Raw genomic sequence first — 22,664 nt, forward strand, 5'->3', positions numbered from 1 at the left:
GGATATTTTGACACAGAAGATGGGCAGGGTTTGATCGGGCGGATCAACGCTGTGCCGGGGGAACGTGTCTTGGTTGCCGTTGCCGGGGCGCCCGGATCGGGGAAATCCACCTTGGCCGAGGCTTTGGTGGATCAATTGTCCGACGCTGTGCTGGTGCCGATGGACGGGTTTCATCTGGATGACAGCGTGCTGGAGCGACGGGGATTGCGGCATCGCAAAGGCGCGGTTGAGACTTTTGATGCGGATGGTTTTCAAACCATGGCCGCGCGATTGGAACAGCCGGGGCGCGAGGTGATTTATCCCGTGTTCGACCGCAGTCGGGAACTGGCCGTTGCGGGGGCGGGCGTCGTGGCCCCGGCAAGCCGGGTGGTGGTGATCGAAGGGAACTATCTGCTTCTGGATCAGGCACCGTGGAACCGGGCGCGATATGATCTGACGGTGTTTCTGGAGGTTCCAGAGGCAGAGCTTGCGCGCCGTCTGACCGCGCGTTGGCGGGGTTTTGGCAAGGATGAAGCAGCGGTGGCCGCGCATCTGGCGAATGATCTGGCGAATGCGCGGTTTGTGACCCGGCAGTCCCGTCCGGCGAATGTGATCCTGCGCGGCTAGGACATGGCCGAGGCGAGCAGGGTTTTCAATTCGGGGCGGCAGGAGCCGCAATTGCTGCCCGCACCAAGCGCCTTGCCGATATCTTCGACCGAGACCAGTTTTTGCGTCGCGATGCTGTGCAGGATCGTCTTGGCGCCGATGCCAAAGCAGGCGCAGATCAGCGCACCTTCATCCGCACGGCCTTCGCCCGGACGACCGGCCAGGATCTCGCCACCGCAATCGCCCCCCAGGGCGGTGGCAAGGTGACTGCGCGACAGGGCGACCGGATCTGGCGACACGAACAGGGCAGCCATCAGCCGCGCATCCTCGAGGAAGGCCATGCGGATGATACCGCGCCTGTTGTCGCGAACGACCAGCGGATCGGCATCGGTGCCAAAAAGATCGGCTGCTTCGGCAAGCCATTCATCCGGGGCTTTGATGCCGGCCAGTTCGGCTTGATAGCCCGCAGGCAGGGTCGCGCAAGCCCAATAATCACTTCGTGGGTTCAAGGGTTTGGCCGAAACCGCGAAGCCATACCAGCTGGCGGCGAAGGGGCGGATCGCGACAGTCGCCGATTTTGACGCGGGCTGGCCGGACAACGGGTCGACAGAGGCGGGAACCAGTGCACCGACGCGCCCCGTGGGGGCGGTTTCGCCGGTCCAGTGAATGGGGGCGAAGGGTTGGCCCGGTGCGACGCGGTCGGTAATCAGAACGCGCAGGATGGCGCGGCCATGCGGGTTTGTCACCTCGGCCAAAGCGGCGGGGGCGAGGCCCAGTTTTTCGGCATCACGCGGGTGAATTTCCAGAAAAGGCTCGGCGATATGTCGCGACAGACGGGGCGCCAATCCCGTTCGCGTCATCGTATGCCAATGATCGCGGACGCGGCCCGTGTTCAGGCGGAACGGGAATTCCGGGCTGAGGGTGGCGGGCCTGCGCGGTGTGATGGGCAGCATCCGGGCTTTGCCGGATGGCGTGTGGAACGCGCCATCGCCAAAGAAGCGACCACCCCGACGGCTTGCTGATTGCGGCCACAGGAATGGCTGCATCGCCGCGTATTGGCCTTGGGTGATCTCGGCATGGTCCGAGATGTCGAAATCGCGTCCCAACCGTCCTGCGATCCCGGAAAGCGCTGCATGTTCCGCGAAGATCTGGGCGGGATCGTTCCAAGAAAAAGCATCACGCCAGCCCATGCGCTGACCGACCTGCGCCAGAATACGCCAATCGTCGCGGGCCTGTCCTGCGGGCGGCAATGTCCGACGCTGGCGGCTGATCCGGCGTTCGGAATTGGTGACTGTGCCGTCCTTTTCCGCCCAGCCGGTTGCGGGCAGCAGGACATGGGCCAGCCGCGTCGTGTCGGTGTCCGCGATCATGTCCGAGACGACGACGAAATCGCAGCCCTTGATCGCGCGGTCGACGCGGTCGGCTTCGGGCATCGACGCGGCGGGATTGGTGCAGATGATCCACAGGGCCTTGATCTGTCCCGTTTCTACCGCGCGGAACATATCGACCGCTTTCGGGCCGGGTTTGTCGGCCATCCGGGGGGCGTTCCAGAAGGTCTGGACAGCGTTGCGGTGATCGACATTTTCGATATCCAGATGGCAGGCCAGCATATTGGCAAGGCCGCCGACCTCGCGCCCGCCCATGGCGTTGGGCTGGCCGGTGACGCTGAACGGACCCATGCCGGGGCGGCCAATGCGGCCGGTGGCCAGATGGCAGTTCAGGATCGCGTTCACCTTATCCGTGCCGCTGTCTGATTGGTTGATCCCTTGCGAATAGACGGTCACGACCTTTTCGCTGCGGGTCCACAAGTCCAGAAAGCGAATCAGGTCCGCATGGGTCAGCCCGGTCGAGAAGGGCGGCGTTTCGCGGGCAGCGGATAACGCCTGGGGCAGACCATCGACATTGCGGATGAAATTCGCGTCGATCAGGCCGCGCTGGTCGATTTCGGCCAACAGCAGGTTGAACAGCGCCGCATCGGCCCCCGGATCAAGTGCCAGATGCAGGTCTGCGATATCGCAGGTCGCCGTGCGGCGCGGATCGACCACGATGACCTTGATACCTCGTGCCTGACGCGCGGCGGCAAGCCGTTGATACAGCACCGGGTGGCACCAGGCGAGGTTCGAGCCGACCAGAACCACGGTATCGGCTTTCTCGAAATCGTCATACAGGCCCGGCACGGTATCGCTGCCGAAGGCGCGTTTGTGACCCGCCACGGAAGAGGCCATGCACAGCCGGGAATTGGTGTCGATGTTCGCGCTGCCGATGAAGCCCTTCATCAGCTTGTTGGCGACATAGTAATCTTCGGTCAGCAACTGCCCCGAGACGTAGAAGGCCACGGAATCAGGGCCGTGCTTTGCAATCGTCTGGCCGAACCGCTTTGCGACCAGATCAAGCGCCTTGTCCCAGCCAGCCTTGCGCCCGTGGATATGCGGGTCCAGCAACCGCCCCCGCAGGCCCACCGTTTCGCCAAGCGCTGCGCCTTTGACACAAAGCCGACCCTTGTTTGCGGGATGGTCGGGGTCGCCCTCAATTGCAAGCCCGCCATCGGCCAGGGGGGTCGCCAGAACACCACAGCCGACGCCGCAATAGGGGCAGGTCGTCCGTATCGGCTTGGTCGCGGGCTGCATGCTCATGGCCTTACCCCTTTATTCGGCGGGAATGGCGGCGGGCTGTGCCGCGATGTCGCCGTCCCGGCCCAGCTCTGGCGAGGTTTTGTAATGCGTGGCATAGATCATCGCGCCGACAAAGGTCAGCCCGCCTACCAGATTGCCCAGAACGGTCGGGATTTCGTTCCAGATCAGATAGTCGGCGATGGTGAAATTGCCGCCCAGCAGCAGGCCCGCAGGGAACAGGAACATGTTCACGATGGAATGTTCAAAGCCCATATAGAAGAACACCAGAATGGGCATCCACATGGCAATGACCTTGCCGGAAACGCTGGTGGACATCATCGCCGCGACGACGCCGGTCGATACCATCCAGTTGCACATGACCGCGCGGATGAACAGCGTCAGCATCCCCGCCGCGCCATGGGCGGCATAGCCAAGCGTGCGGCCCTCGCCGATATGGCCGATCTTTTCGCCGACGGCATTCGGCGCCTCGGACCAGCCGAAGGTGACGATGATGGCCATGAAGATCGCAACCGTGAACGCGCCCGCGAAATTGCCGCAGAAGACAAGGCCCCAGTTGCGCATGACCCCCTTGACGGTGACGCCGCGACGCTTGTCGATCAGGGCCAGGGGCACAAGGGTGAAAACCCCGGTCAGCAGATCGAAACCCAGAAGATACAACATGCAAAAGCCGACCGGGAATAACAGCGCACCGATCAGCGGGTCGCCGGTATTGACGGTGACGGTGACAGCAAATGCGGCCGCCAGTGCAAGGATCGCCCCGGCCATAAGGCTCGGATCAGCGTGTCCTTGGTGGACATGAAGACCTTCGCCTCGCCTGCATCGATCATCTTCTTGGCGAAGTCATTGGGCGCGACGTATGACATGCGGATTTCCTTTCTCAGCGGGCCAGAGTGGGGGTTTTACCAGTTGGCGTATTCCAGATATTTGCCTGACATGGTCAGTTTGACCCGATCCCCTTTGGGATTCGGCTCGCGTTCGATATGCATCGAGAAGTCGATGGCCGACATGATGCCATTGCCGAATTCTTCGTTGATCAGGGCCTTCAGCGTCGGGCCATAGACGCCGACGATCTCGTAGAAACGATACAGGCAGGGATCGGTCGGCACCGTTTGGGTCCAGACCTTCAAGGGGCTTTCGGTCAGACCCTCGATGGCAGTTTCGGGCAGGCCCAGAAGGTCGGCGAACAGGCGGGCCTTGTCAGCGGGAAAGGCGTTCATTCCGGTGGCTGCTGAATGGGTCCAGACCGGCGACATGCCGATGGCTTCGGCAATATCGACCCAGCCAAGCCCCGCGCGTTTCTTGGCGCGCAGGATCATGGCAGTCAGATCGTCGCGGCTCAGGTCCTGAATCGTCATCTTGTTCATCATCGTCCCTTTCAGGCGGCTTTGCGGGTGGCCAGTCTGGCGCTGATCAGGACGCGGCCGGCCTCGACCCGGATCGGATAGGTGCGGACCATGCCCTGATCCGCGCCCTGCGCCTGACCCGAATTCATGTCGAAAACCCAGTTATGCAGCGGGCAGGTGACGGATGTGCCATGCACGATGCCCTCGGACAGCGGGCCACCCTTGTGCGGGCAGCGGTCATCCAGCGCAAAGACCGTATCATCAGCGGTGCGAAACACCGCAATGCAGCCCTGTGCCGTCTTGACCACCCGCGCACCCTGCTGCGGGATATCGTCCAATGCGCCTATATCAACGAAAAGGGTCATTCCGCAGCCTCCAATGTCAGATCGGCAAGGGGTGCCCATTTGGGCATTTCGGACGTGGTGGAATGTTCGGCCCAAGGGTCTTTGCGATAGACCGATTGGCTGATCTCGAACCGGGCGACCAATGCGCGGCGGCTTTCCAGATCGGCGACGACGCGGTCCTTGACCCAGTCAAGACCGACCTTGGCGACCCATTTATAGGGGCGATCCAGATATTTGGCACTTTCGCGGTAAAGCTGGACAAAGGCGGTGATGATCTCGACCGCTTCATCTTCGGACGGGGTTGCGGCAAGGGCTTCGGTTTCCTTCAGCTCCATTCCCGCTGCGCCGGCGACGCTGATCTGGTAGCCGCTGTCGACGCAGATGACGCCCACATCCTTGCAGGTCGCCTCGGCGCAGTTGCGGGGGCAACCGGATACGCCCAGCTTGACCTTGTGCGGGGTCCACGATCCCCACAGCAGTTTTTCCAGTCGGATGCCAAGGCCGGTCGAATCCTGCGTGCCAAACCGGCAAAATTCGCTGCCCACGCAGGTTTTTACCGTGCGCAACCCTTTGGAATAGGCGTGGCCGCTGACCAGTCCGGCTTCGTTCAGATCGGCCCACATATGGGGCAGATCCTCTTTGCGGACGCCCAGCAGATCGATGCGCTGGCCACCCGTCACCTTGACCATGGGGACATTGTATTTGTCGGCTGCGTCGGCGATGGCGCGTAATTCAGCGGGCGTGGTGACGCCCCCCCACATGCGCGGAACCACCGAATAGGTGCCGTCCTTCTGGATATTGGCGTGATTGCGTTCGTTGACGAAACGCGACTGGCGGTCATCCTGATAGTCCAGCGGCCATTCCGCCAGCAGATAGAAATTCAACGCCGGGCGACAGGAATGACATCCGCCAACGGTTTTCCAGCCCAGTTCCTGCAAAACCGCAGGGATGGATTTCAGACCCATCGACGTGATCAGTCGGCGGACATCCTCATGTGTGTGATCGGTGCATTTGCACATGCCTGTCGGCGCCTCGACGACCGCGCCGCCAAGGGTGAGGGCCATCACCTGCTTCACCAGCCCGGTGCAGGTGCCGCAAGATCCGCTGGCCTTGGTGCAGGCACGCACCGCGTCCAGCGTGGTTGCGCCGTTCTGGACGGCCTGAACGATGGTGCCCTTGCAGACGCCGTTGCAGCCACAGATCTCCGCCTCAGGCGGCAAGGCTGCAACGGCCGCCATAGGGTCCGGTGCGGCACCCCCCTGAAAGGCCGGGCCAAAGATCAGCGTATCGCGCATCTCGCGGATATCGGCGCCGTCTTTCATCAGGCCATAGAACCAGCTGCCATCGGCGGTATCGCCATACATGACGACGCCGATGATGCGGTCATTTTCCAACACCAGACGCTTGTAGATGCCGCGCCCCGGATCGCGGAACACGATATCCTCGCGGCCCTCGCCTTCGGCAAAGTCGCCGGCGCTGAACAGATCGCAGCCGGTGACTTTCAGCTTGGTCGCGGTTTGCACCGGCTGAAATTCGGCGGCCTCGCCCAACAGGGTTTTCGCCAGCACCTTGGCCTGATCGTAAAGCGGGGCGACCAGACCGAACAATTGCTTGCGATGTTCCACGCATTCGCCAAGCGCGAAGATATGCGGATCGCTGGTGCGGAGGGTGTCATCGACGGTGATGCCGCGTTCGACCTCCAGATGGGCGTCGACGGCGATGCGGGTTTCGGGGCGGATCCCCACGGCCATGCAGACCAGATCGGCGGGATAGACGGTGCCGTCTTCCAGCAGCACGGCCTCGGCCTGGCCATGACCCATGATCGCCTTGGTCGCGCCCTTGCAATGGACGGTGATACCGCGCCGCTCCAGATCCTTTTGCAGCAGGTATCCTGCCGCCGGGTCCAGCTGCCGCTCCATCAGGTGGCCCATCAGGTGAATGACTGTGACTTTCGCCCCGCGCGCGGCCATGCCTGCGGCGGCTTCCAGACCCAGCAACCCGCCGCCGATGACGACCGCCTCCTTGCCCGCCATACCCGCGTCGATCATGGCGTTGGTATCTTCCAGATCGCGATAGGTGACGACGCCCGGCAGTTCCTTGCCCACGACGGGGATGATGAAGGGTGCCGAGCCTGTCGCGATGACCAGCGCGTCATATTCGGCGCTGGACAGGTTGGAATGGACGATCCGCCTGTCGCGATCAATGTGCACGACAGGTTCGCCAAAGCGGCAATCGACGCCATGGGCGGCATACCAGTCATCGTCATGGGTGACGATATCGTCATAGGTCTTTTCGCCCGACAGGACCGGCGACAGCATCAGGCGGTTATAGTTCCCGCGCGGCTCGCCATTGAACAGGGTCACGTCATAGGCGTCCGGATTGGCCTCAAGAAGATGTTCCAGCATCCGGCCCGAGGCCATGCCCGCACCGATGATGACAAGTTTCTTTTTCATAGCTGGCACTCCTTGAATTCAGGCGGCTTGCAGGGAAGGGTTGCGATCGATCCGACGGATCGAGGCGTGCATCCAGATCAGGCATCCGACGACCAGCGCAAAGATCACCATGAAGCAGGTGGACCACAGGCCGGTTTCATCCTTCAGCCAGCCGAATAACATCGGCAGGAAGAAGCCGCCCAGACCACCGATCATGCCGACCAGCCCACCAACCGCGCCGACATTCGCGGGGTAATAGGTCGGTATGTGCTTGTAGACAGCGGCCTTGCCCAGGCTCATGAAGAAGCCAAGCACGAAGATCACGACCAGAAACATCGTGACCGGCGCATTGGCCGGCATGGACAGGACCGCCGCGCAGACCGCTGAAACGATCAGCGTCCCATACATCACCCTGCGGGCACCGATGCGGTCCGACAGCACGCCGCCATAGGCGCGAAAAACCGAGGCCGGGATCGAATAGGCCGCACCGACCATGCCTGCGGTTTTCACGTCAAATCCGTAAACACCGATCAGGTAGTGCGGCAGCCATAGGGCCAGCGCCACGAACCCGCCAAAGCTGAAGAAGTAATAGGCCGAGAAGCGCCAGACCTGCACATTCTTCAACGGGGCCAATTCGGCTTTCATGCTGCGCAGCGGCAGTTTCTCGGTCTGTCGGGCGGCGGTGACGGGGTCGTCCTTGCTGAACATCCAGAACAGGATCGCGGTGACGACCAGTGCAGCGGCCCAGATCTGGGCGGTCGCTTCCCAGCCAAGGGCGACCATGACAAAGGGCGCGACGAATTTGGTGACAGCAGCGCCCACATTGCCGACACCAAAGATACCAAGCGCAGTGCCCTGTTTCTTGCCCTCGAAAAAGCGCGAGACATAGGCGACACCGACCGCGAACGAGCCACCGGCCAGCCCGACGCCAAGCGCGGCTGCCAACATTTGCGGATAGGTCGTGGCCCAGCTTAACAAGAACGTCGCCAGCGCCGCGGCCAGCATCGTCAGGGTATAGACGATGCGCCCGCCCAGACGGTCGGTCAGCACGCCCAAGCCCAGACGGACCAGCGAACCGGTCAGGATCGGCATGCCGACCAGCAGGCCGAACTGAGTCTCGGACAGGCCGAGTTGTTGTTTGATCTGGATGCCGATGATCGAAAAAATCGTCCAGACGGCAAAGCAGATGGTAAAGGCGAAGGTGGACAGGCTCAGCGCATGGCGCGCATCCTGGGGGGATGGGGTGGTCATTGGCCTTGATGCTCCGATGGCAAAACTGGTTTGCAGTGGCTGTCGGAAAGCGTGCGGGACGGGGCAGCCGCCCGAATGGGGCAAAGGACGGCAGGCCGCAGGCACGCTTTCAGCAAAAATGCCGCATCGTTGCGATCAGGCCGGGGACGCGCCATTGCGCCGGGCCATGACTGGATGATTGTCCCGAACCACAGCCGCAACAAGGATCAATGCTGCGGGGCAGCAAAAATCGCGGGTGCATATGCTGCGCCGCAAAAAATTCATGCGATTGCTGCCCGAGTTGCCCGGAATTTAGTCAGTTTTTGGATGACTGCGACGCTGGCGGTTCGAACGTGAGGCCGTCAAAGTAGCTGTCTGCACGCAGAATCATCTGGCCTTTTTCCGCAGGCACCACCCGGTCTTGCGACAAGGCCCCCTCAAGCCGCGACGACGCACCGGGCAGGGGTGCCCCCGACGGCCGCAGGTGTTGGCGATACAGATCGGTTCGGAAATGCTGCATCGCGCGGATCATCGCGGCGCCAGCGTCCAGCCCATACCGCAACGCGATGCGCTGTGCGATCAGTGCCGCGATGCTGCGCCATGGAAAGCTGGCCGCACCCGCGTTGAAGGCGATAAAGCCGGGGGCATCGCGCAGCTCACCCGCGGCTGAAATCATCAGCCGCCCGTTCAGGCCGCGTTCGGCCAGTTCCGGGGGCAGGTCCAGATAGTGACTGCGTGACATGATTTCGGCGGCAAGGCCGCGATGATCCGGGTCGTCCAGCCACCGTCCCGCCCGCCACAAAGCCCGCATCAACGCGCCGGTTTCGTCTGGCTGCTGTTCGGTGAAGTCGCGGCGCAGCACCAAGCCTTTTTCGGGCGGCGCGGCCCAGATTGCGGTGCCCGGCAGCAATAGCGTCGCAACGCCGCGTTCGACGGCAAAGGATGCCCAAGGCTCGCCTACGCAAAACATGTCCACATCGCCTGCCTGAATGGCATCGGCCATCAGCGGCGGCGGGACGGTGATCAGGTCGATTTCATCAGAGACAAAGCCACTGACCGTCAGCCAGCGGTCGGTCAGCTCCAGCTGCGTGGAAAAGGCAAAGGGCACACCGATCCGCAGCGGGCCTGTCACGACCTGCCGCAGGGCGCGGCCCGCCAATCGCGCATCGGCAAAGTCGAAATTGTGGCCGCGTGCCCGCAACCGCGTCTCGATGGCCCGGTTGATAGCGATGGCCTGACCGCCATGGGACAGGAACATCACCAGATCCAGTTCGGGCATAAGCGGGCCAAGCCCAAGCGCCTGCCCGATGGGCATCGGCACCAACATATGTGCCGCGTCGATCAGACCTGCCCCCAGCATGTCGCGGCTTTGCGCCCAGGCGCCAAGCCGGATCAGGTCCAGGGTCAGCCCTTCCTCGGCCGCAAAGCCCAGTTCATGCGCGACGATCAGCGGGGCGGCGTCGATCAGCGGGACATAGCCAAGGCGCAGTTGCGTCATTTGCCCAGCAGCCCCGCCGCCATGACCAGTTGCTGGGCAATGTCGGCGACGCGCTTGCCCTGATCCATCGCGGTCTTGCGCAGCAGGCCATAGGCGGCCTCTTCGTCGATGCCGCGCGCCTTCATCAGCACGGCCTTGGCGCGGTCGATGATCTTGCGTTCTTCCAGCGCGGCACGGGTGGCGATCAGTTCGGTTCGCAGCCGTTGCAGAATGTGAAAGCGGGCGATGGCGGCGTCCAGAATGGGCTTGATCCGGTCCGGCCGCAATCCGTCCACGACATAGGCCGAAACCCCGGCCTCGATGGCCGAACGTGTCAGCTGTTCGTCCGAGCGGTCAACGAACATGGCGACCGGGCGCTGCTCCGGCCCTGCGGCCAACGCCAGTTCCTCCAGCACATCGCGGGATGGATTGGCAATGTCGATCAGCACGATATCGGGGCGCAATTCAGCCACCTGACGCGCCAGCCCGGATGGCTCAGCGATAATGCGGATGTCGTGATCGCCGGTATCCCGCAGCCCATCGACGATGGGTTGCGCCCGGTCCGGGTCTGGTTCGACAACGACGATCAGCAAGCGATTGGCCATATCCCCGTGGATGCACAGAAGCAGGCGTCAACGCAACGACAAGGCTGCGTTGACGCCGCGCCTTCTGCGCGATTGCCCGGTAATTAAGCACCGGGGCTGGCAGGCTACTTTACCAGCTCATCCTCTTTCAGCGGCACATACAATTCCCCACCTTCGCGGAACAATTCGGCCATCTTGTCCATCCCCGCCTGCTTTTCGGCCTCGGCCCGGATGTCGTGACTGATCCGCATCGAGCAGAATTTCGGCCCGCACATGGAACAGAAATGGGCGACCTTATGGGCCTCGGCGGGCATGGTTTCGTCATGCATCGCACGGGCGGTGTCCGGGTCAAGGCCAAGGTTGAACTGATCCTGCCAGCGAAATTCGAACCGGGCGCGAGACAGCGCATCATCGCGCCGCTGAGCGCCCGGATGCCCCTTGGCCAGATCGGCGGCATGGGCGGCCAGCTTATAGGTGATGACGCCGGTTTTCACGTCGTCGCGGTCAGGCAGGCCCAGATGTTCCTTGGGCGTGACATAGCACAGCATCGCGGTGCCGAACCAACCGATCATCGCGGCCCCGATGGCGCTGGTGATATGGTCATAGCCGGGCGCGATATCGGTGGTCAGGGGCCCGAGCGTATAGAAGGGTGCCTCGTGGCAGTGCTTCAACTGCTCGTCCATATTGGCCTTGATCTTGTGCATCGGCACATGGCCCGGCCCCTCGATCATCACCTGGCAATCCTTGGCCCAGGCAATCTTGGTCAGCTCGCCCAGGGTGCGCAGCTCGGCGAATTGCGCCTCGTCATTGGCATCGGCGATGGACCCGGGGCGCAACCCGTCGCCAAGGGAAAAGCTGACATCATAGGCGCGCATGATGTCGCAGATTTCGGCGAAATGGTCATAGAGGAAACTTTCGCGGTGATGATGCAGACACCATTTCGCCATGATCGAGCCGCCGCGCGACACGATCCCCGTCACCCGCCGCGCCGTCATCGGGATCATGTGCAACCGCACACCGGCGTGGATGGTGAAGTAATCCACCCCCTGTTCGGCCTGTTCGATCAGCGTGTCGCGGAAAATTTCCCATGTCAGGTCTTCGGCCACGCCGCCGACCTTTTCCAGCGCCTGATACAGCGGCACCGTGCCGATGGGCACCGGCGCGTTGCGGATGATCCAGTCGCGGATATTGTGGATATTGCGGCCCGTGGACAGGTCCATGACGGTATCGGCACCCCAACGGATCGCCCAGACCATCTTGTCCACCTCTTCCTCCATCGACGAGGTGACGGCGGAATTGCCGATATTGGCGTTGATCTTGACCTTGAAGTTACGGCCAATGATCATCGGCTCCAATTCGCGGTGGTTGATATTGGCGGGGATGATCGCGCGACCGGCGGCGATTTCGGCGCGCACGAATTCGGGCGTCACCAGATCGGGCAGCTCTGCGCCAAACGCTTCGCCATCACGCGCCGCCGCCCCGATACGGCCTTCATTTTCGCGGATCGCGACAAATTCCATTTCCGGCGTGATGATGCCCGCGCGGGCATAGGCAAGCTGCGTCACCGCGCGACCGTTCACGGCACGCAAGGGCGGGCGCTGGATGGGAAAGGCGGGCGTCAGGCGCTTGCCCTCGGCAAAGCCGTTATCCGCCGGGATCACCTTGCGCCCCGTATAGGCTTCGACATCGCCCCGCGTGATCAGCCAATCGCCGCGCAGATCGGCCAATCCTCTGGCAATATCGGTCTGGCAATCCGGGTCGGTATAGGGGCCGCTGCTGTCATAGACCCGCAGCGGGTCTTCGTTTGAAATGGCGATTTCGCGCATCGGCACGCGGATATCATGCATCTGCCCCGGCAGATGGATCTTGCGTGAAGCGGGCAAAGCACCGGTGGTGATGGCGGGAACGGGCTTGTTCATTCTGGTCTCCTCTTTGCGAAAAGACCCAAGTGAACGGCTGGCAGAAAGGGGCCTTGCGGCCCGAAAGGACCGCCCCTTTTGCATCTGGGGAAATCGCCCTTCGGTCTTCCTACGCCAGTGTCAACTGGGTCAGGTTCAAAGGGTCGCTTCACCGGGGCTTTGCCCCCAATCAGCCTCTCAGTCCCCTAAGGCGGGACTCCCCTGACGTGGGGGCAGCATTGTCGTTTTTGCGGGGCGGGTCAACCGCCATTTTCGCGGCTGGGCATGCAGATCGGATCGCCCACGTTGGCCGTGGGCTGCCAGGTTCAGGCGTTGCCGCAATATGGGGCAGAGAGGCGATCAATGCGCCGCCAGACGACGGCCGACCTGCATCATCCGCATCGCATCCTCGGTCGCGCGGCGCAGCAATTTTTCGCCCTTCTCGATGGCTTCTTCCAGCGAACAGGGGCGTTTCACGATCGAGGTAAAGGCCGCGATACCGTGATCATATGTCTGACGGGCACCTTTGCCGATGGTGCCGGCCAGCGCAATCGTGGGGATGCCACGGGCTGCGGCGCGGCGGGCGACCTCGCATGGGACTTTGCCATAGGGGCTTTGCCCGTCCAGCGACCCTTCGGCGGTGATGATCAGATCGGCCTGATCGAGCAGCCGGTCGAAATCCAGATATTGCAGCATGATATCGAAACGCGGATGCAGTTTTGCCCCGGCAAAGGCGATCAGCCCGGCGCCCAACCCGCCCGAGGCCCCGGCTCCCTGCATGGGCGCAAGGTCGATCCCGGTTTCCGTCCTGATATGCGCGGCATAGCAGTCCAGCCCTTGTTCAAGCTGATCGACCTGCTGCGGCGTCGCGCCTTTCTGCGGGCCAAAGACACGCGCCACGCCCTTTTGGCCCAGCAGCATGTTGTGCCAGTTCACGGCCACGTCGATCTGCGTGTGTGTCAGGCGTGGGTCCAGACCGCCAAGGTCGATCTTGGCCAATCGCGCAAGCGCACCGCCGCCAGCCGGCAAGTCATCGCCCTTGGCATCCAGCAACCTGGCGCCAAGCGCCTGCGCCATGCCCGCGCCGCCATCGTTGATGCCGCTGTCGCCGCAACCGATCAGGATGCGCTCAACACCCTGATCCAACGCCTGCAGCATCAGTTCACCCACGCCACGACTGGTCGTCAGGGTGGGGTCGCGCCGATCACGGGGCACCAACGACAGGCCGGCAGCGGCCGCCATCTCGATCACCGCGGTTCGGGAACCCTCACCGCCCATCAGGCCCCAGAAACTGTCCACCTGGTCGCCAACCGGGCCAGTGACCCGCGTCTGGATTATCCTGCCTCCGGTGGCGTGGATCAGGGCGCGGGTCGTGCCCTCGCCCCCGTCGACCATCGGCGCGGACAGCGTTTTTGCGTCCGGGATTGCCTTGCGGACCCCCTTGGCAATCGCGCGTGTCACCTCATCTACCGACAGTGATTCCTTGAAGCCCGAGGGCGCGATCAAAACAGTCAGTGTCATTGCCTGTCCTTTCATGTTCTGGTGACAGGATTACGGGTCGATCACCAACTTATTCCCGCGCGGGTTCATTTTTCTGCACAAAAGAAAAAGGCGGATATCCTCCGCCTTTTCAATCCGTTGATGTCCCGAGATGTCAGCGTAGAAGTGCAAGCTGCGCGGGCCAGATCGTCAGCGCAAAGGTAATCAGCAACACAGTCACGACGGGCATCAGCGGCATCGCCAGACGCAGCAGGTCTTTCTGCGCAAAGGTTGGCTGATCCGCATTGGCAAAGATCGCCACCGGCTTGGCCGACGCCGTCATCGTCTGGCAAAATCCCGTTCCCATCACGGCAATCAGGATCATCAGCGCAGCATCATGCCCCAAACCCGCCAAGGGCAGCGCGACCGCCGGGATCAACACCGCCGCGCGGGCCGAACGTGAGGTGATGAACAAATGCGCCAGCACCGCGATCACCGCCAACAGTGTCGCGACAACCGGCAGATTGCCAGCCAAGGACGGCGGCAGGACGGACAAGGCCAGCTCGGCAAGGCGGCGATCCGCCCCGGTCCGCGTCATCGCCTGTGCCAGCAGCACGGTGGCGGCCATATAAAGCAGCAATTCCATATCGACGGCGCGAAACATCTCTTTCGGCCTGCGGGGGGTGAATGGTTTGGTCAGCAGAAGCAGCGCGCCGATCAGCGCAATCAGCGCCATGCTGGTGCCATGCAGGCCAGCCGTCAGCCACAACCCGATGATGCTCGCCAGAACCAGCGAAATGCGGTGCTGACGGGCGCGCAAGTCCCGGGGGACCGGGGTTGGCATTGCCGCCCTGATCCGTGCGCGGCGCAGGTCCGTGGGGACGAACAACCACAGGATCAACGTCGTGCCGGCAAAACTGGCCAGCAATGCGAAGGGCAGCCCAAGTGCTGCCCAATCCAGATAGCCCAATCGCAGGCCGGTTGCGGCGCGGATACTTTCCGCCGCCAGCAGATGCGCACCGGCCCCGATCAGCGAACCGCCCGCGGACATCAGGATCACGGTCGGAAAGATCAGCGCCAGCGGCCTGACCAACCGGGCATCCGGCATGACCGCGACCAGCGCGACAAAGACCGGCATCAACAATGCGGCACGTCCCGAGGTCGAGGGAAGGACGAATCCTGTCGCCGCAATCGCCAAGGTCAGCAGCATCGCAAACGCATCAAAGCGGATCGGGCGACGGGTCAGCGGTGCGATCAGGCTTTGTGCCATCTCCGCATCCTTCAGGACCGCCGCGATGATAAAGGCGGATAGCAGAAGCCAGATCAACTCGTTGCCCAAGGCGTCAAACAGCATATCCTCTGGTAAGGTGCCGCCCAATACCAGCCCAAGGACCGCCGCCAGCGCGATCAGCGATTCCGGCAACCGGGTGCAGGTCCAGCCCAGCACCGCCAAGGCCATCGCCACCAAAACCGCGCGCGCGTCGCCCGGCCATGCACCGGGCAGCGCAATGCCGCCACAGATGATGCCAAGGGCCGCCAAGCCGACAAGAAGATGCCGTGGCTTGGGCAGCGGGGTCCGGTTCAGGGTCAATGCGGTCATGGTCGCCTCCGTATTCCAACAAGGGGCTTACGGCGCTATCCCGCGAATATTCCGCGTATCATGACGACCGGGATGACGGGCGGGCGATCTGGCGGACGATCTGGCGGCCCCCTCAGACCGCTGCGGCCAGAAATTCGCGCAGGCGTGGCGTCATGAAATCCAGAAAGGCACGCACCCGATGCGGCATCTGCCCGCCGCCCAGAAAGACGGCGTGAATATCCTCGCAATCCCCGTCGACAGCGTGCGGCATCACTTCGACCAGCCGGCCAGAGCGCAGATCTTCGCGGATATGAAACTCGCCCATGCGGGCCAGTCCCATTCCCGCCAATGCCATATGCCTGACGGTCGCACCGTTATTGGCCATCAGCGGACCCGACACGTTGCGGTCGATCACGCGCCCGCTGTCGCGCAATGGCCAAAGCGGCGACGAGCGGCGGAAATTGAAGCCAAGACAGCTGTGGTGTTCCAGATCGTCGATGGTTTGGGGCACGCCATGTTGCGCCAGATACTCGGGTGCGGCAACGATCTTGCGCTGCGCACTGCCCAGTTTGATCGCCGTTAAACTGGAGCTGTCCAGCTTCCCCACACGAAAGGCGACATCGGTCCGGTCCAGATACAGATCGACCATTTCATCCGACAGGGACAGGTCGATGGTGATTTTCGGATGTGCCTGCCAGAAAACGGGCAATAACGGCTCGATCGCGACGACGCCAAGGCCAACCGATGTGCTGACCCGCACCACGCCGCCCAGACTGGCGGCGCCTTGCGACAATTCGACCTCGATTTCGTCCAGCTCATCCAGCAGATGCTTGCTGCGGTCGTAATAGATGCGCCCCTCGGTCGTCAGCGACAGCTTGCGGGTGGACCGTTCCAGCAATCGCACGCCCAGCCGGGCTTCGATCCGCCCGATCAGCTTGCTGACGGTTGACGGTGTCATCATCAGCAATCGGGCCGCTTCGGAAAAACTGCCGGTTTCGACGACGCGCAGGAAAACCTGCATTTCTCCGGCGCGATTGTCCATCTGGCTGGCCCATCTGTGAAACTGGTTCACAGATTATGTGGCATTTGCGGTGATTATCAAGCGGTGGTGATGGGGTTATCTACGCCCTCGTGAACGCGAAACGCAGACCCCTCTGGAATGAACCAGGCGGCAGCGCCGCCGGAAAGGAGAAGAACATGCAGTTTGTCACAGCACATGGAGCGAATATCCCGGCCTTGGGCTTTGGCGTATTCCGCATGTCGGATGCCGAGGTCGAACGCGTGGTTCCCGCCGCTTTGGATGCGGGATTTCGCCATTTCGATACCGCGCAGATCTATAACAACGAAGCCGCCCTTGGCCGCGCCCTGCAGGCGGCCGGCGTGAAGCGCGACGATCTGTTTCTGACCACGAAGGTCTGGGTCGAGAATTACAGCGACGCGTCATTCGCCGCATCCGTCCGGGACAGCCTGGACAGGCTGAAGGTGGATCAGGTCGATCTGCTGTTGCTGCACTGGCCGGGCGACAGCGTTCCGGTGGCCGATCAGGTCGCCATGCTGAACGAGGTTCGGGCGGCCGGTCAAACCCGGCTCATCGGGGTCAGCAACTACAATTCATCGCAGTTGAAACAGGCAATCTCACGGGCGAATGCCCCCATCGTGACGAACCAGATCGAGCTGCATCCCTATCTGGACCAAAGCGCGATGATTGCGACGGCGCGTGAGACCGGCACGGCGATCACCGCCTATTACGGCATGGCCGATGGCCGTGTGCCGCAGGATGCGCTGTTGCAGGATATCGGTGCGCGTTACGGCAAGACGGCGGCACAGGTTGGCCTGCGCTGGTTGATCCAGCAGGGCTTTGTCGCGCTGTCCAAAACCGCCAATCCGGGTCGCGTCGCCGAGAACGCCGCTATTTTCGACTTTACCCTGGCCGATCAGGATATGGCTGCGATTTCCGCATTGGCCAGCCCGAACGGCCGCATCGTCAGCCCGGAAGGGCTTGCCCCCGACTGGGCGGCGTAAGGAGAATTTCCAATGGAAGCTGTAAACACCGGGGCGCGCAGCGGCATCAACTGGCCGCTTCTGGCGCTGGCAATCGGTGCCTTTGGCATCGGCACGACCGAATTTTCGCCCATGGGCATGCTGCCCGTCATCGCCGATGGCGTGGGGGTGTCGATCCCCTCGGCGGGGCTGTTGGTCAGCGCCTATGCGATTGGCGTGATGGCCGGTGCGCCCATCATGACGCTGCTGTTCAGCCGCTTTGGCAAGCGGACGGCGCTGATGGCGCTGATGGCGATTTTCACCATCGGCAACCTGATGTCGGCCATGGCGCCGGGCTATGCCACGCTGCTGATCGCGCGGGTCGTGACCAGCCTGAACCACGGCGCCTTCTTCGGCCTGGGGGCGGTTGTTGCCGCAAGCGTCGTGCCGAAGGACAAACAGGCCAGCGCGGTGGCCACCATGTTCATGGGCCTGACCATCGCCAATATCGGCGGCGTTCCGGTTGCCACATGGGTCGGTCAGCAGATCGGCTGGCGCGAAGCTTTTGCCGGCACCGCGGTTCTGGGCGTCATCGCGATGACCGCACTGGCTTTTGCCCTGCCCAAGGGCATGCCGGGACAACGGCCCAACGTCGGCCGCGAATTGCGCGTTCTGGTCCGCCCCGAGGTGTTGATGTCCATGGGCACGACCATCATGGGTTCGGCCGCGATGTTCACGCTGTATACTTACGTCGCCCCGATGCTGGAAACCCTGACCGGCGCGTCGAACAGCTTTGTGACGCTGGCGCTGGTTCTGATCGGAATTGGCTTTACCATCGGCAACTGGCTGGGCGGTAAGCTGGCCGACTGGTCACTGGATGGTGCGACGGCGATCTTTCTTGGCGCATTGGCCGCGATCATGGTCGTCATACCGCTGGTGGTTGGCACGCAGGCCGGTGCCGCGATCATCCTGCTGGTCTGGGGCGCCGCGGCCTTTGCCGTCGTCCCGCCCGTTCAGACCCGCGTCATGCTGGCCGCGTCCGAAGCTCCGGGTCTGGCATCCTCGATCAACATCGGCGCGTTCAACTTTGGCAACGCGATCGGTGCAGCGGTCGGGGGCGCCGTGATCAGCGCCGGTCTGGGCTATGCGATGGTGCCGGTTGCCGGTGGGGTGCTTGCCGCGGCCGGTCTGGGGCTGGTCTGGCTGGGCCGCCAACGCAGCACGGCACAAGCGGACTTGTGCAACGCATAAGTGACGCGTGAACATGTGCGTCGGGCCGGAACCTTCGGGGTCTGGCCCTTTTCAGTGCGACAACGCCGCCTGCCATTCGCGGATCGCGTCCAGTGGATACAGCAGCATCACGACGTTCAGCGTCAGCCCGTCGCGGATAATCCACATGGTCAGCAACTCGAACCCGATCACCAGCGCGACCGAGGCCCAGACCGGCAATCGGCTGGCCAGAAAGAAGCCGGCGATCATGGCGATGATGTCGGCGGTCGAATTAAGGACACTGTCGCCGTAATAATCCAGCGAGATGGTGACGGCCCGGTAACGCTCGATGATCGCGTCAGAGTTTTCGACCAGTTCCCATGCCGCCTCGATCAATGTGGCGATCATCAGCCGCCAGACGAATGGCACACGCCGCGCAAACAGCCACAGCAGGCCATAGAAGATGATCCCGTGCAGCAGGTGCGATGGCGTATACCAATCCGCGATATGCTGAGAGTTTTCGGAACTCATCGTTTCGCCATGCCACAGCTTGACGTAGCCGCATTTGCAGATCGGCTCGCGCCCGATCCACAAAAGATAGGCGGCGGCCGCAACGACAATGGCCGCAGTCAGGAAATAGGGCAGGTATTTACGGGATGACATCAACGCACCAACCATTGCCGAAGGAATTTTTCCTCGGCCCTATCGCAGGCGCGAAGCCTTGGCCAGAGGTCAGGCGAACAGGAACACGTCGCGGTCAAGCGTGGCCAGCAGCGTATCCTCGATCACGATCAGATCGCCGTCACGGTCGCCGATATGCACGTCGCCCTCGGATTGCGTCATGTTGTTGCGCAGCTGACGATAGGTTTCGTAACCGCCAAACCCCGCCATCCTGATATGATCGTCAACGCCGCCCAGACCGAAATCGGCAATGATGTCGCGATGTGTCCGGCCCGGTCCAAAGACAAAGACATCGGCCCCGGCACCGCCCGACAAGTGGTCATTTCCACCGCGCCCGTCGATCAGGTCACGGCCGCCATTCCCGACGATCTTGTTGGCGCGGACGTCGCCGATCAGGACATCGTGGAAACGAGAGCCCACGATATCTTCGACGGCGATATAGCGGTCGCCAGCCGCCTCGCCACGGGTTCCCCTTGCCTCGGTCAGGTCGACCGTCACAGCAGCCTTGGCACGCAGAAAGCTTATCTCATCGCGGCCTTGGCCACCGTTCAACAGATCAGCGCCCTGATTGCCGAAAAGGATATCGTTCCCAAGCCCGCCCAGCAGGGTATCGTCACCATGACCGCCCCGCAGCGTATCATTGCCGCCAAGCCCGCTAAGCCGGTCCTCTCCGCCCTGACCGCGCAGATCGTTGGCAACGACATTGCCGATGATGCGATCAGCCGCCGTCCCTGCAATGACGTTTTCGATCAACGAGTCGCGATTGTTGTGATGTAGATAGGCGTTATAGACCATGCCCGCCGCAGATCGCCCATCGCCCAGATCGGCGTCCTGTTCGGTTCCGAAATGCGACGGCTTGCCGGGCCGTAGATCGATGCGCAGATCACTGTGATAACGGGCCAGATTATAGGTATCAGTCCCGCCCCCATCCCAGATGGTCAGGAATATCTTGTTCTCATGGGGCGATATGGCCACCACGCCGTCGATCACCGTGTTTCCGTTTCCGGGTTGCCACCGATAGACGGTATTGCCCGAATTGGTGCTGTAATCCGCGCCATACATATGTTGCAGCGCGGCGATATCGGACCGCATATAAGTTTGCGGATAGTCGATTGATGCATTTGAAAAGCTGTTCTTGGCCCCCGAATAGGCCGAATAGCTCATCACCGTATTTGACATATTGTCATAACGATCCGCCATTTTGGGAGCGGAATCGAAGGGGTGTTTCAGTCCGATGCCGTGGCCGATTTCGTGCATGGTGATGTACCACGCCCTGTTTCCGGGCTCCAGATTTCTGTTGAAATCAGGGTTCAGCCAGACATCGCCGGCACGTGCGGCATAGGATGATCCCCAGAAGCCATCGACTTCCGGCAACCAGGAATATCCATAATAGACTGCGGTGCTGCTTTCCATCGCGGTATAGCCAAAGCGGATCGTGGCGTTTGTGGCAGTGCCTGCATGGACATTGACGTTGGTCAGCCCCTCAACCGAAAACGCACCTCTGGGGCTGGCGTCATTCAGGATCTGGATGGCACCCTGTCGTGCACTTGCTGAGAACGGTTCAAATCCGTTGCGTTCCGACGCAAGTTCCCATGACTTCGGGTAGCTGCCATAGGAATGGAAACCCCGTGGAAAGGAATATGTGATCGCGCCGTCCCATGCGGTGCCGCCAATGATGCCGTCGATGAAATTACTGCCGGTGTTCGAGACATGAAAAATCGATTTACCAATACCCGACATCGCAGCCCTCAAATCGTCGCATCGTCAACACTCAATGGCCTAAAGCATCCCTGCCCTGATGACGCAAGTGAATTGCGACGTCATGTCAGGCGGCCGAAATGCGGCCCCTCATGCTTGCGCCGTCCAAAGGGGGGTCGTCCGACCTGACGGGACCGCCATCGGCCTTGACTCTGCCCGGCCGCGTCACCTTTCTTGCCGCAACAGAAAGGAACGCCCATGTCACGCCAATTCGATCAGGAAGTCGAGCAACGCCTTATCCGCTACGCATCTGTCGACAGTCAAAGCGATGCGTCGTCTTCCTCATCGCCCAGCACTGAAATTCAGCTCGATCTTCTGCGCCTGCTGGAAAAAGAGCTGTCGGATCTGGGTGCAGCGGATGTGCAACTGACAGATTACGGCGTCGTGCTGGCCACAATTCCGGGCACCGCTCCCGGTCCGGTCGTCGGGCTGCTGGCGCATGTCGATACGGCCCCGCAATTCAACGCAACAGGGGTCAAGCCGCGTGTCCTGCGTGGCTATAACGGCGGTGCCATCACCTTTCCCGACAATGCGGACCTGTCCTTGTCACCCGACGAATTTCCCTATCTGGCTGAAAAGATCGGCCACGATATCGTGACTGCGTCGGGGACCACGCTGCTGGGCGCGGATGACAAGGCGGGCGTGGCGATCATCATGACGGCGGCGCGGCATCTGCTGACAAATCCTGAACTGCAGCACCCGACGATCCGTTTGGCCTTTACCCCGGACGAGGAAATCGGCCGGGGCGTGGGTCCGCGCCTGCCCAAGGATCTGGGCGCGGATTTCGCCTATACCTTCGACGGCGGTGCGGTCGGTGAGATCGAATATGAAAGCTTCTCGGCCGACGGGGCGGAAATCGTCGTTCGGGGGGTTTCGATTCATCCCGGCTGGGCCAAGGGCAAGATGGTGAACGCGATCACGCTGGCCGCGAAAATCATTGCCATGTTGCCGCAATCGACGATGGCCCCGGAAGTGACCGAGGGCCGCGAAGGCTTCATCCACCCGACCGGCATGACCGGCGGCTCTACCGAAATGCGCATCAGCCTGATCCTGCGCGATTTCGAGATGGAGGGCTTGCAGCAAAAGGGCGACATGCTGCGCCAGATCTGCGCTGCCGTCCAGGCGTCAGAGCCGCGGGCGACCATCACCTGCACCATCACCCCGCAATATCGCAACATGCGCTATTGGCTGGAAAAGGACATGACGCCGGTCAATCTTGCCTATGAGGCCAGCCGCAAGGCCGGTCTCGAGCCTGTTTCCGTCCCGATCCGTGGTGGGACCGACGGCTCACGCCTGACCGAAATGGGCGTGCCGACGCCGAACCTGTTCACGGGCATGCAGAATATCCATGGCCCGCTGGAATGGGTCTCGGTTCAGGACATGTCCAGGGCGACCGAATTTTGTCTTCATCTGGTTCAGGCCGCAGTGGACCCATCCGATTGATCTGCCACA

The 22,664-nt window shown here is 62.1% G+C and carries 18 protein-coding genes; 4 read left to right on the forward strand and 14 right to left on the reverse strand.

The annotated features are described in order from the left end of the window. The first annotated feature begins 30 nt into the window (after positions 1 to 30). A complete protein-coding gene (locus H4P12_RS06405; protein ID WP_246448995.1) occupies positions 31 to 606 on the forward strand; it encodes an AAA family ATPase in 576 nt (191 codons plus the stop codon). Here H4P12_RS06405 and H4P12_RS06410 read toward each other — a convergent pair. The 12 genes from H4P12_RS06410 to H4P12_RS06465 all read right to left on the reverse strand — a co-directional run bounded on the left by H4P12_RS06410 (position 603) and on the right by H4P12_RS06465 (position 16,656). Next, positions 603 to 3,218 (reverse strand): nitrate reductase, encoded by a 2,616-nt coding sequence (locus H4P12_RS06410; RefSeq protein ID WP_246448997.1) that lies wholly within the window; start codon positions 3,216 to 3,218, stop codon positions 603 to 605. The genes H4P12_RS06405 and H4P12_RS06410 overlap by 4 nt on opposite strands. 12 nt (positions 3,219 to 3,230) lie before the next feature. Next, positions 3,231 to 3,983: a formate/nitrite transporter family protein gene (locus H4P12_RS06415; RefSeq protein ID WP_246448999.1), complete on the reverse strand. Its 753-nt coding sequence runs from the start codon at positions 3,981 to 3,983 to the stop codon at positions 3,231 to 3,233. 134 nt (positions 3,984 to 4,117) lie between these two features. Next, positions 4,118 to 4,582, reverse strand: coding sequence for a cyanase (gene cynS, locus H4P12_RS06420; protein ID WP_187792845.1), 465 nt, complete (start codon positions 4,580 to 4,582; stop codon positions 4,118 to 4,120). Between the two features lie 11 nt (positions 4,583 to 4,593). Next, positions 4,594 to 4,926, reverse strand: a complete 333-nt coding sequence (nirD, locus tag H4P12_RS06425; protein ID WP_187792846.1) for a nitrite reductase small subunit NirD — start codon at positions 4,924 to 4,926, stop codon at positions 4,594 to 4,596. Beyond that, positions 4,923 to 7,358, reverse strand: a complete 2,436-nt coding sequence (gene nirB / locus H4P12_RS06430) for a nitrite reductase large subunit NirB (RefSeq protein WP_187792847.1) — start codon at positions 7,356 to 7,358, stop codon at positions 4,923 to 4,925. The genes nirD and nirB overlap by 4 nt, the downstream gene beginning before the upstream one ends. Positions 7,359 to 7,376: 18 nt before the next feature. Further along, on the reverse strand, positions 7,377 to 8,588 hold the full coding sequence (locus tag H4P12_RS06435; protein WP_187792848.1) for an MFS transporter: 1,212 nt from the start codon (positions 8,586 to 8,588) through the stop codon (positions 7,377 to 7,379). Between the two features lie 295 nt (positions 8,589 to 8,883). Continuing rightward, complete coding sequence (locus H4P12_RS06440; protein WP_187792849.1) at positions 8,884 to 10,065, reverse strand: ABC transporter substrate-binding protein; 1,182 nt, start codon at positions 10,063 to 10,065, stop codon at positions 8,884 to 8,886. Continuing rightward, positions 10,062 to 10,649: an ANTAR domain-containing response regulator gene (locus tag H4P12_RS06445; protein WP_187792850.1), complete on the reverse strand. Its 588-nt coding sequence runs from the start codon at positions 10,647 to 10,649 to the stop codon at positions 10,062 to 10,064. Before H4P12_RS06445 ends, H4P12_RS06440 begins: the two co-directional genes overlap by 4 nt. Positions 10,650 to 10,753: 104 nt before the next feature. Continuing rightward, positions 10,754 to 12,547, reverse strand: coding sequence for a phosphomethylpyrimidine synthase ThiC (thiC, locus tag H4P12_RS06450; protein WP_187792851.1), 1,794 nt, complete (start codon positions 12,545 to 12,547; stop codon positions 10,754 to 10,756). A gap of 339 nt (positions 12,548 to 12,886) precedes the next feature. Beyond that, positions 12,887 to 14,047 (reverse strand): glycerate kinase family protein, encoded by a 1,161-nt coding sequence (locus H4P12_RS06455; RefSeq protein ID WP_187792852.1) that lies wholly within the window; start codon positions 14,045 to 14,047, stop codon positions 12,887 to 12,889. A gap of 133 nt (positions 14,048 to 14,180) precedes the next feature. Continuing rightward, entirely contained in the window at positions 14,181 to 15,605 is a 1,425-nt protein-coding gene (locus H4P12_RS06460; RefSeq protein WP_187792853.1) for an SLC13 family permease, read from the reverse strand. A gap of 112 nt (positions 15,606 to 15,717) precedes the next feature. Then, the gene (locus H4P12_RS06465) at positions 15,718 to 16,656 is read right to left on the reverse strand and encodes a LysR family transcriptional regulator (protein WP_343069775.1); all 939 of its coding nucleotides are present in this window, start codon (positions 16,654 to 16,656) and stop codon (positions 15,718 to 15,720) included. Between the two features lie 125 nt (positions 16,657 to 16,781). On the opposite strand from H4P12_RS06465, the gene H4P12_RS06470 reads away from it, so the two are divergent. Together H4P12_RS06470 and H4P12_RS06475 are read left to right on the forward strand one after the other, a co-directional pair. Further along, on the forward strand, positions 16,782 to 17,606 hold the full coding sequence (locus H4P12_RS06470; RefSeq protein WP_187792854.1) for an aldo/keto reductase: 825 nt from the start codon (positions 16,782 to 16,784) through the stop codon (positions 17,604 to 17,606). Positions 17,607 to 17,618: 12 nt separating this feature from the next. After that, positions 17,619 to 18,815, forward strand: a complete 1,197-nt coding sequence (locus tag H4P12_RS06475; RefSeq protein ID WP_187792855.1) for an MFS transporter — start codon at positions 17,619 to 17,621, stop codon at positions 18,813 to 18,815. A 51-nt stretch (positions 18,816 to 18,866) separates the two neighbouring features. Here H4P12_RS06475 and H4P12_RS06480 read toward each other — a convergent pair whose 3' ends face one another. Both H4P12_RS06480 and H4P12_RS19000 read right to left on the reverse strand, forming a co-directional pair. After that, the gene (locus H4P12_RS06480; protein ID WP_187792856.1) at positions 18,867 to 19,436 is read right to left on the reverse strand and encodes a DUF2585 domain-containing protein; all 570 of its coding nucleotides are present in this window, start codon (positions 19,434 to 19,436) and stop codon (positions 18,867 to 18,869) included. A gap of 69 nt (positions 19,437 to 19,505) precedes the next feature. Next, positions 19,506 to 21,194, reverse strand: a complete 1,689-nt coding sequence (locus H4P12_RS19000) for a M10 family metallopeptidase (RefSeq protein WP_187792857.1) — start codon at positions 21,192 to 21,194, stop codon at positions 19,506 to 19,508. 216 nt (positions 21,195 to 21,410) lie between these two features. Between H4P12_RS19000 and pepT the strand changes: the two genes are divergently transcribed. After that, the gene (pepT, locus tag H4P12_RS06490; protein ID WP_187792858.1) at positions 21,411 to 22,655 is read left to right on the forward strand and encodes a peptidase T; all 1,245 of its coding nucleotides are present in this window, start codon (positions 21,411 to 21,413) and stop codon (positions 22,653 to 22,655) included. The last annotated feature ends 9 nt before the right edge of the window (positions 22,656 to 22,664 follow it).

Source organism: Paracoccus amoyensis (genome assembly GCF_014490725.1).
GTDB lineage: Bacteria > Pseudomonadota > Alphaproteobacteria > Rhodobacterales > Rhodobacteraceae > Paracoccus > Paracoccus amoyensis.

Bases quoted from the DNA above. Each gene is read 5' to 3' on its own strand.
- nirB (WP_187792847.1), bottom strand. From the start codon at position 7,358: ATGAAAAAGAAACTTGTCATCATCGGTGCGGGCATGGCCTCGGGCCGG.
- H4P12_RS06470 (WP_187792854.1), top strand. From the start codon at position 16,782: ATGCAGTTTGTCACAGCACATGGAGCGAATATCCCGGCCTTGGGCTTT.
- thiC (WP_187792851.1), bottom strand. From the start codon at position 12,547: ATGAACAAGCCCGTTCCCGCCATCACCACCGGTGCTTTGCCCGCTTCA.
- H4P12_RS19000 (WP_187792857.1), bottom strand. From the start codon at position 21,194: ATGTCGGGTATTGGTAAATCGATTTTTCATGTCTCGAACACCGGCAGT.
- H4P12_RS06435 (WP_187792848.1), bottom strand. From the start codon at position 8,588: ATGACCACCCCATCCCCCCAGGATGCGCGCCATGCGCTGAGCCTGTCC.
- H4P12_RS06445 (WP_187792850.1), bottom strand. From the start codon at position 10,649: ATGGCCAATCGCTTGCTGATCGTCGTTGTCGAACCAGACCCGGACCGG.
- H4P12_RS06440 (WP_187792849.1), bottom strand. From the start codon at position 10,065: ATGACGCAACTGCGCCTTGGCTATGTCCCGCTGATCGACGCCGCCCCG.
- H4P12_RS06410 (WP_246448997.1), bottom strand. From the start codon at position 3,218: ATGAGCATGCAGCCCGCGACCAAGCCGATACGGACGACCTGCCCCTAT.
- pepT (WP_187792858.1), top strand. From the start codon at position 21,411: ATGTCACGCCAATTCGATCAGGAAGTCGAGCAACGCCTTATCCGCTAC.
- H4P12_RS06460 (WP_187792853.1), bottom strand. From the start codon at position 15,605: ATGACCGCATTGACCCTGAACCGGACCCCGCTGCCCAAGCCACGGCAT.
- H4P12_RS06415 (WP_246448999.1), bottom strand. From the start codon at position 3,983: ATGGCCGGGGCGATCCTTGCACTGGCGGCCGCATTTGCTGTCACCGTC.
- H4P12_RS06475 (WP_187792855.1), top strand. From the start codon at position 17,619: ATGGAAGCTGTAAACACCGGGGCGCGCAGCGGCATCAACTGGCCGCTT.
- H4P12_RS06480 (WP_187792856.1), bottom strand. From the start codon at position 19,436: ATGTCATCCCGTAAATACCTGCCCTATTTCCTGACTGCGGCCATTGTC.
- H4P12_RS06455 (WP_187792852.1), bottom strand. From the start codon at position 14,047: ATGACACTGACTGTTTTGATCGCGCCCTCGGGCTTCAAGGAATCACTG.
- cynS (WP_187792845.1), bottom strand. From the start codon at position 4,582: ATGAACAAGATGACGATTCAGGACCTGAGCCGCGACGATCTGACTGCC.
- nirD (WP_187792846.1), bottom strand. From the start codon at position 4,926: ATGACCCTTTTCGTTGATATAGGCGCATTGGACGATATCCCGCAGCAG.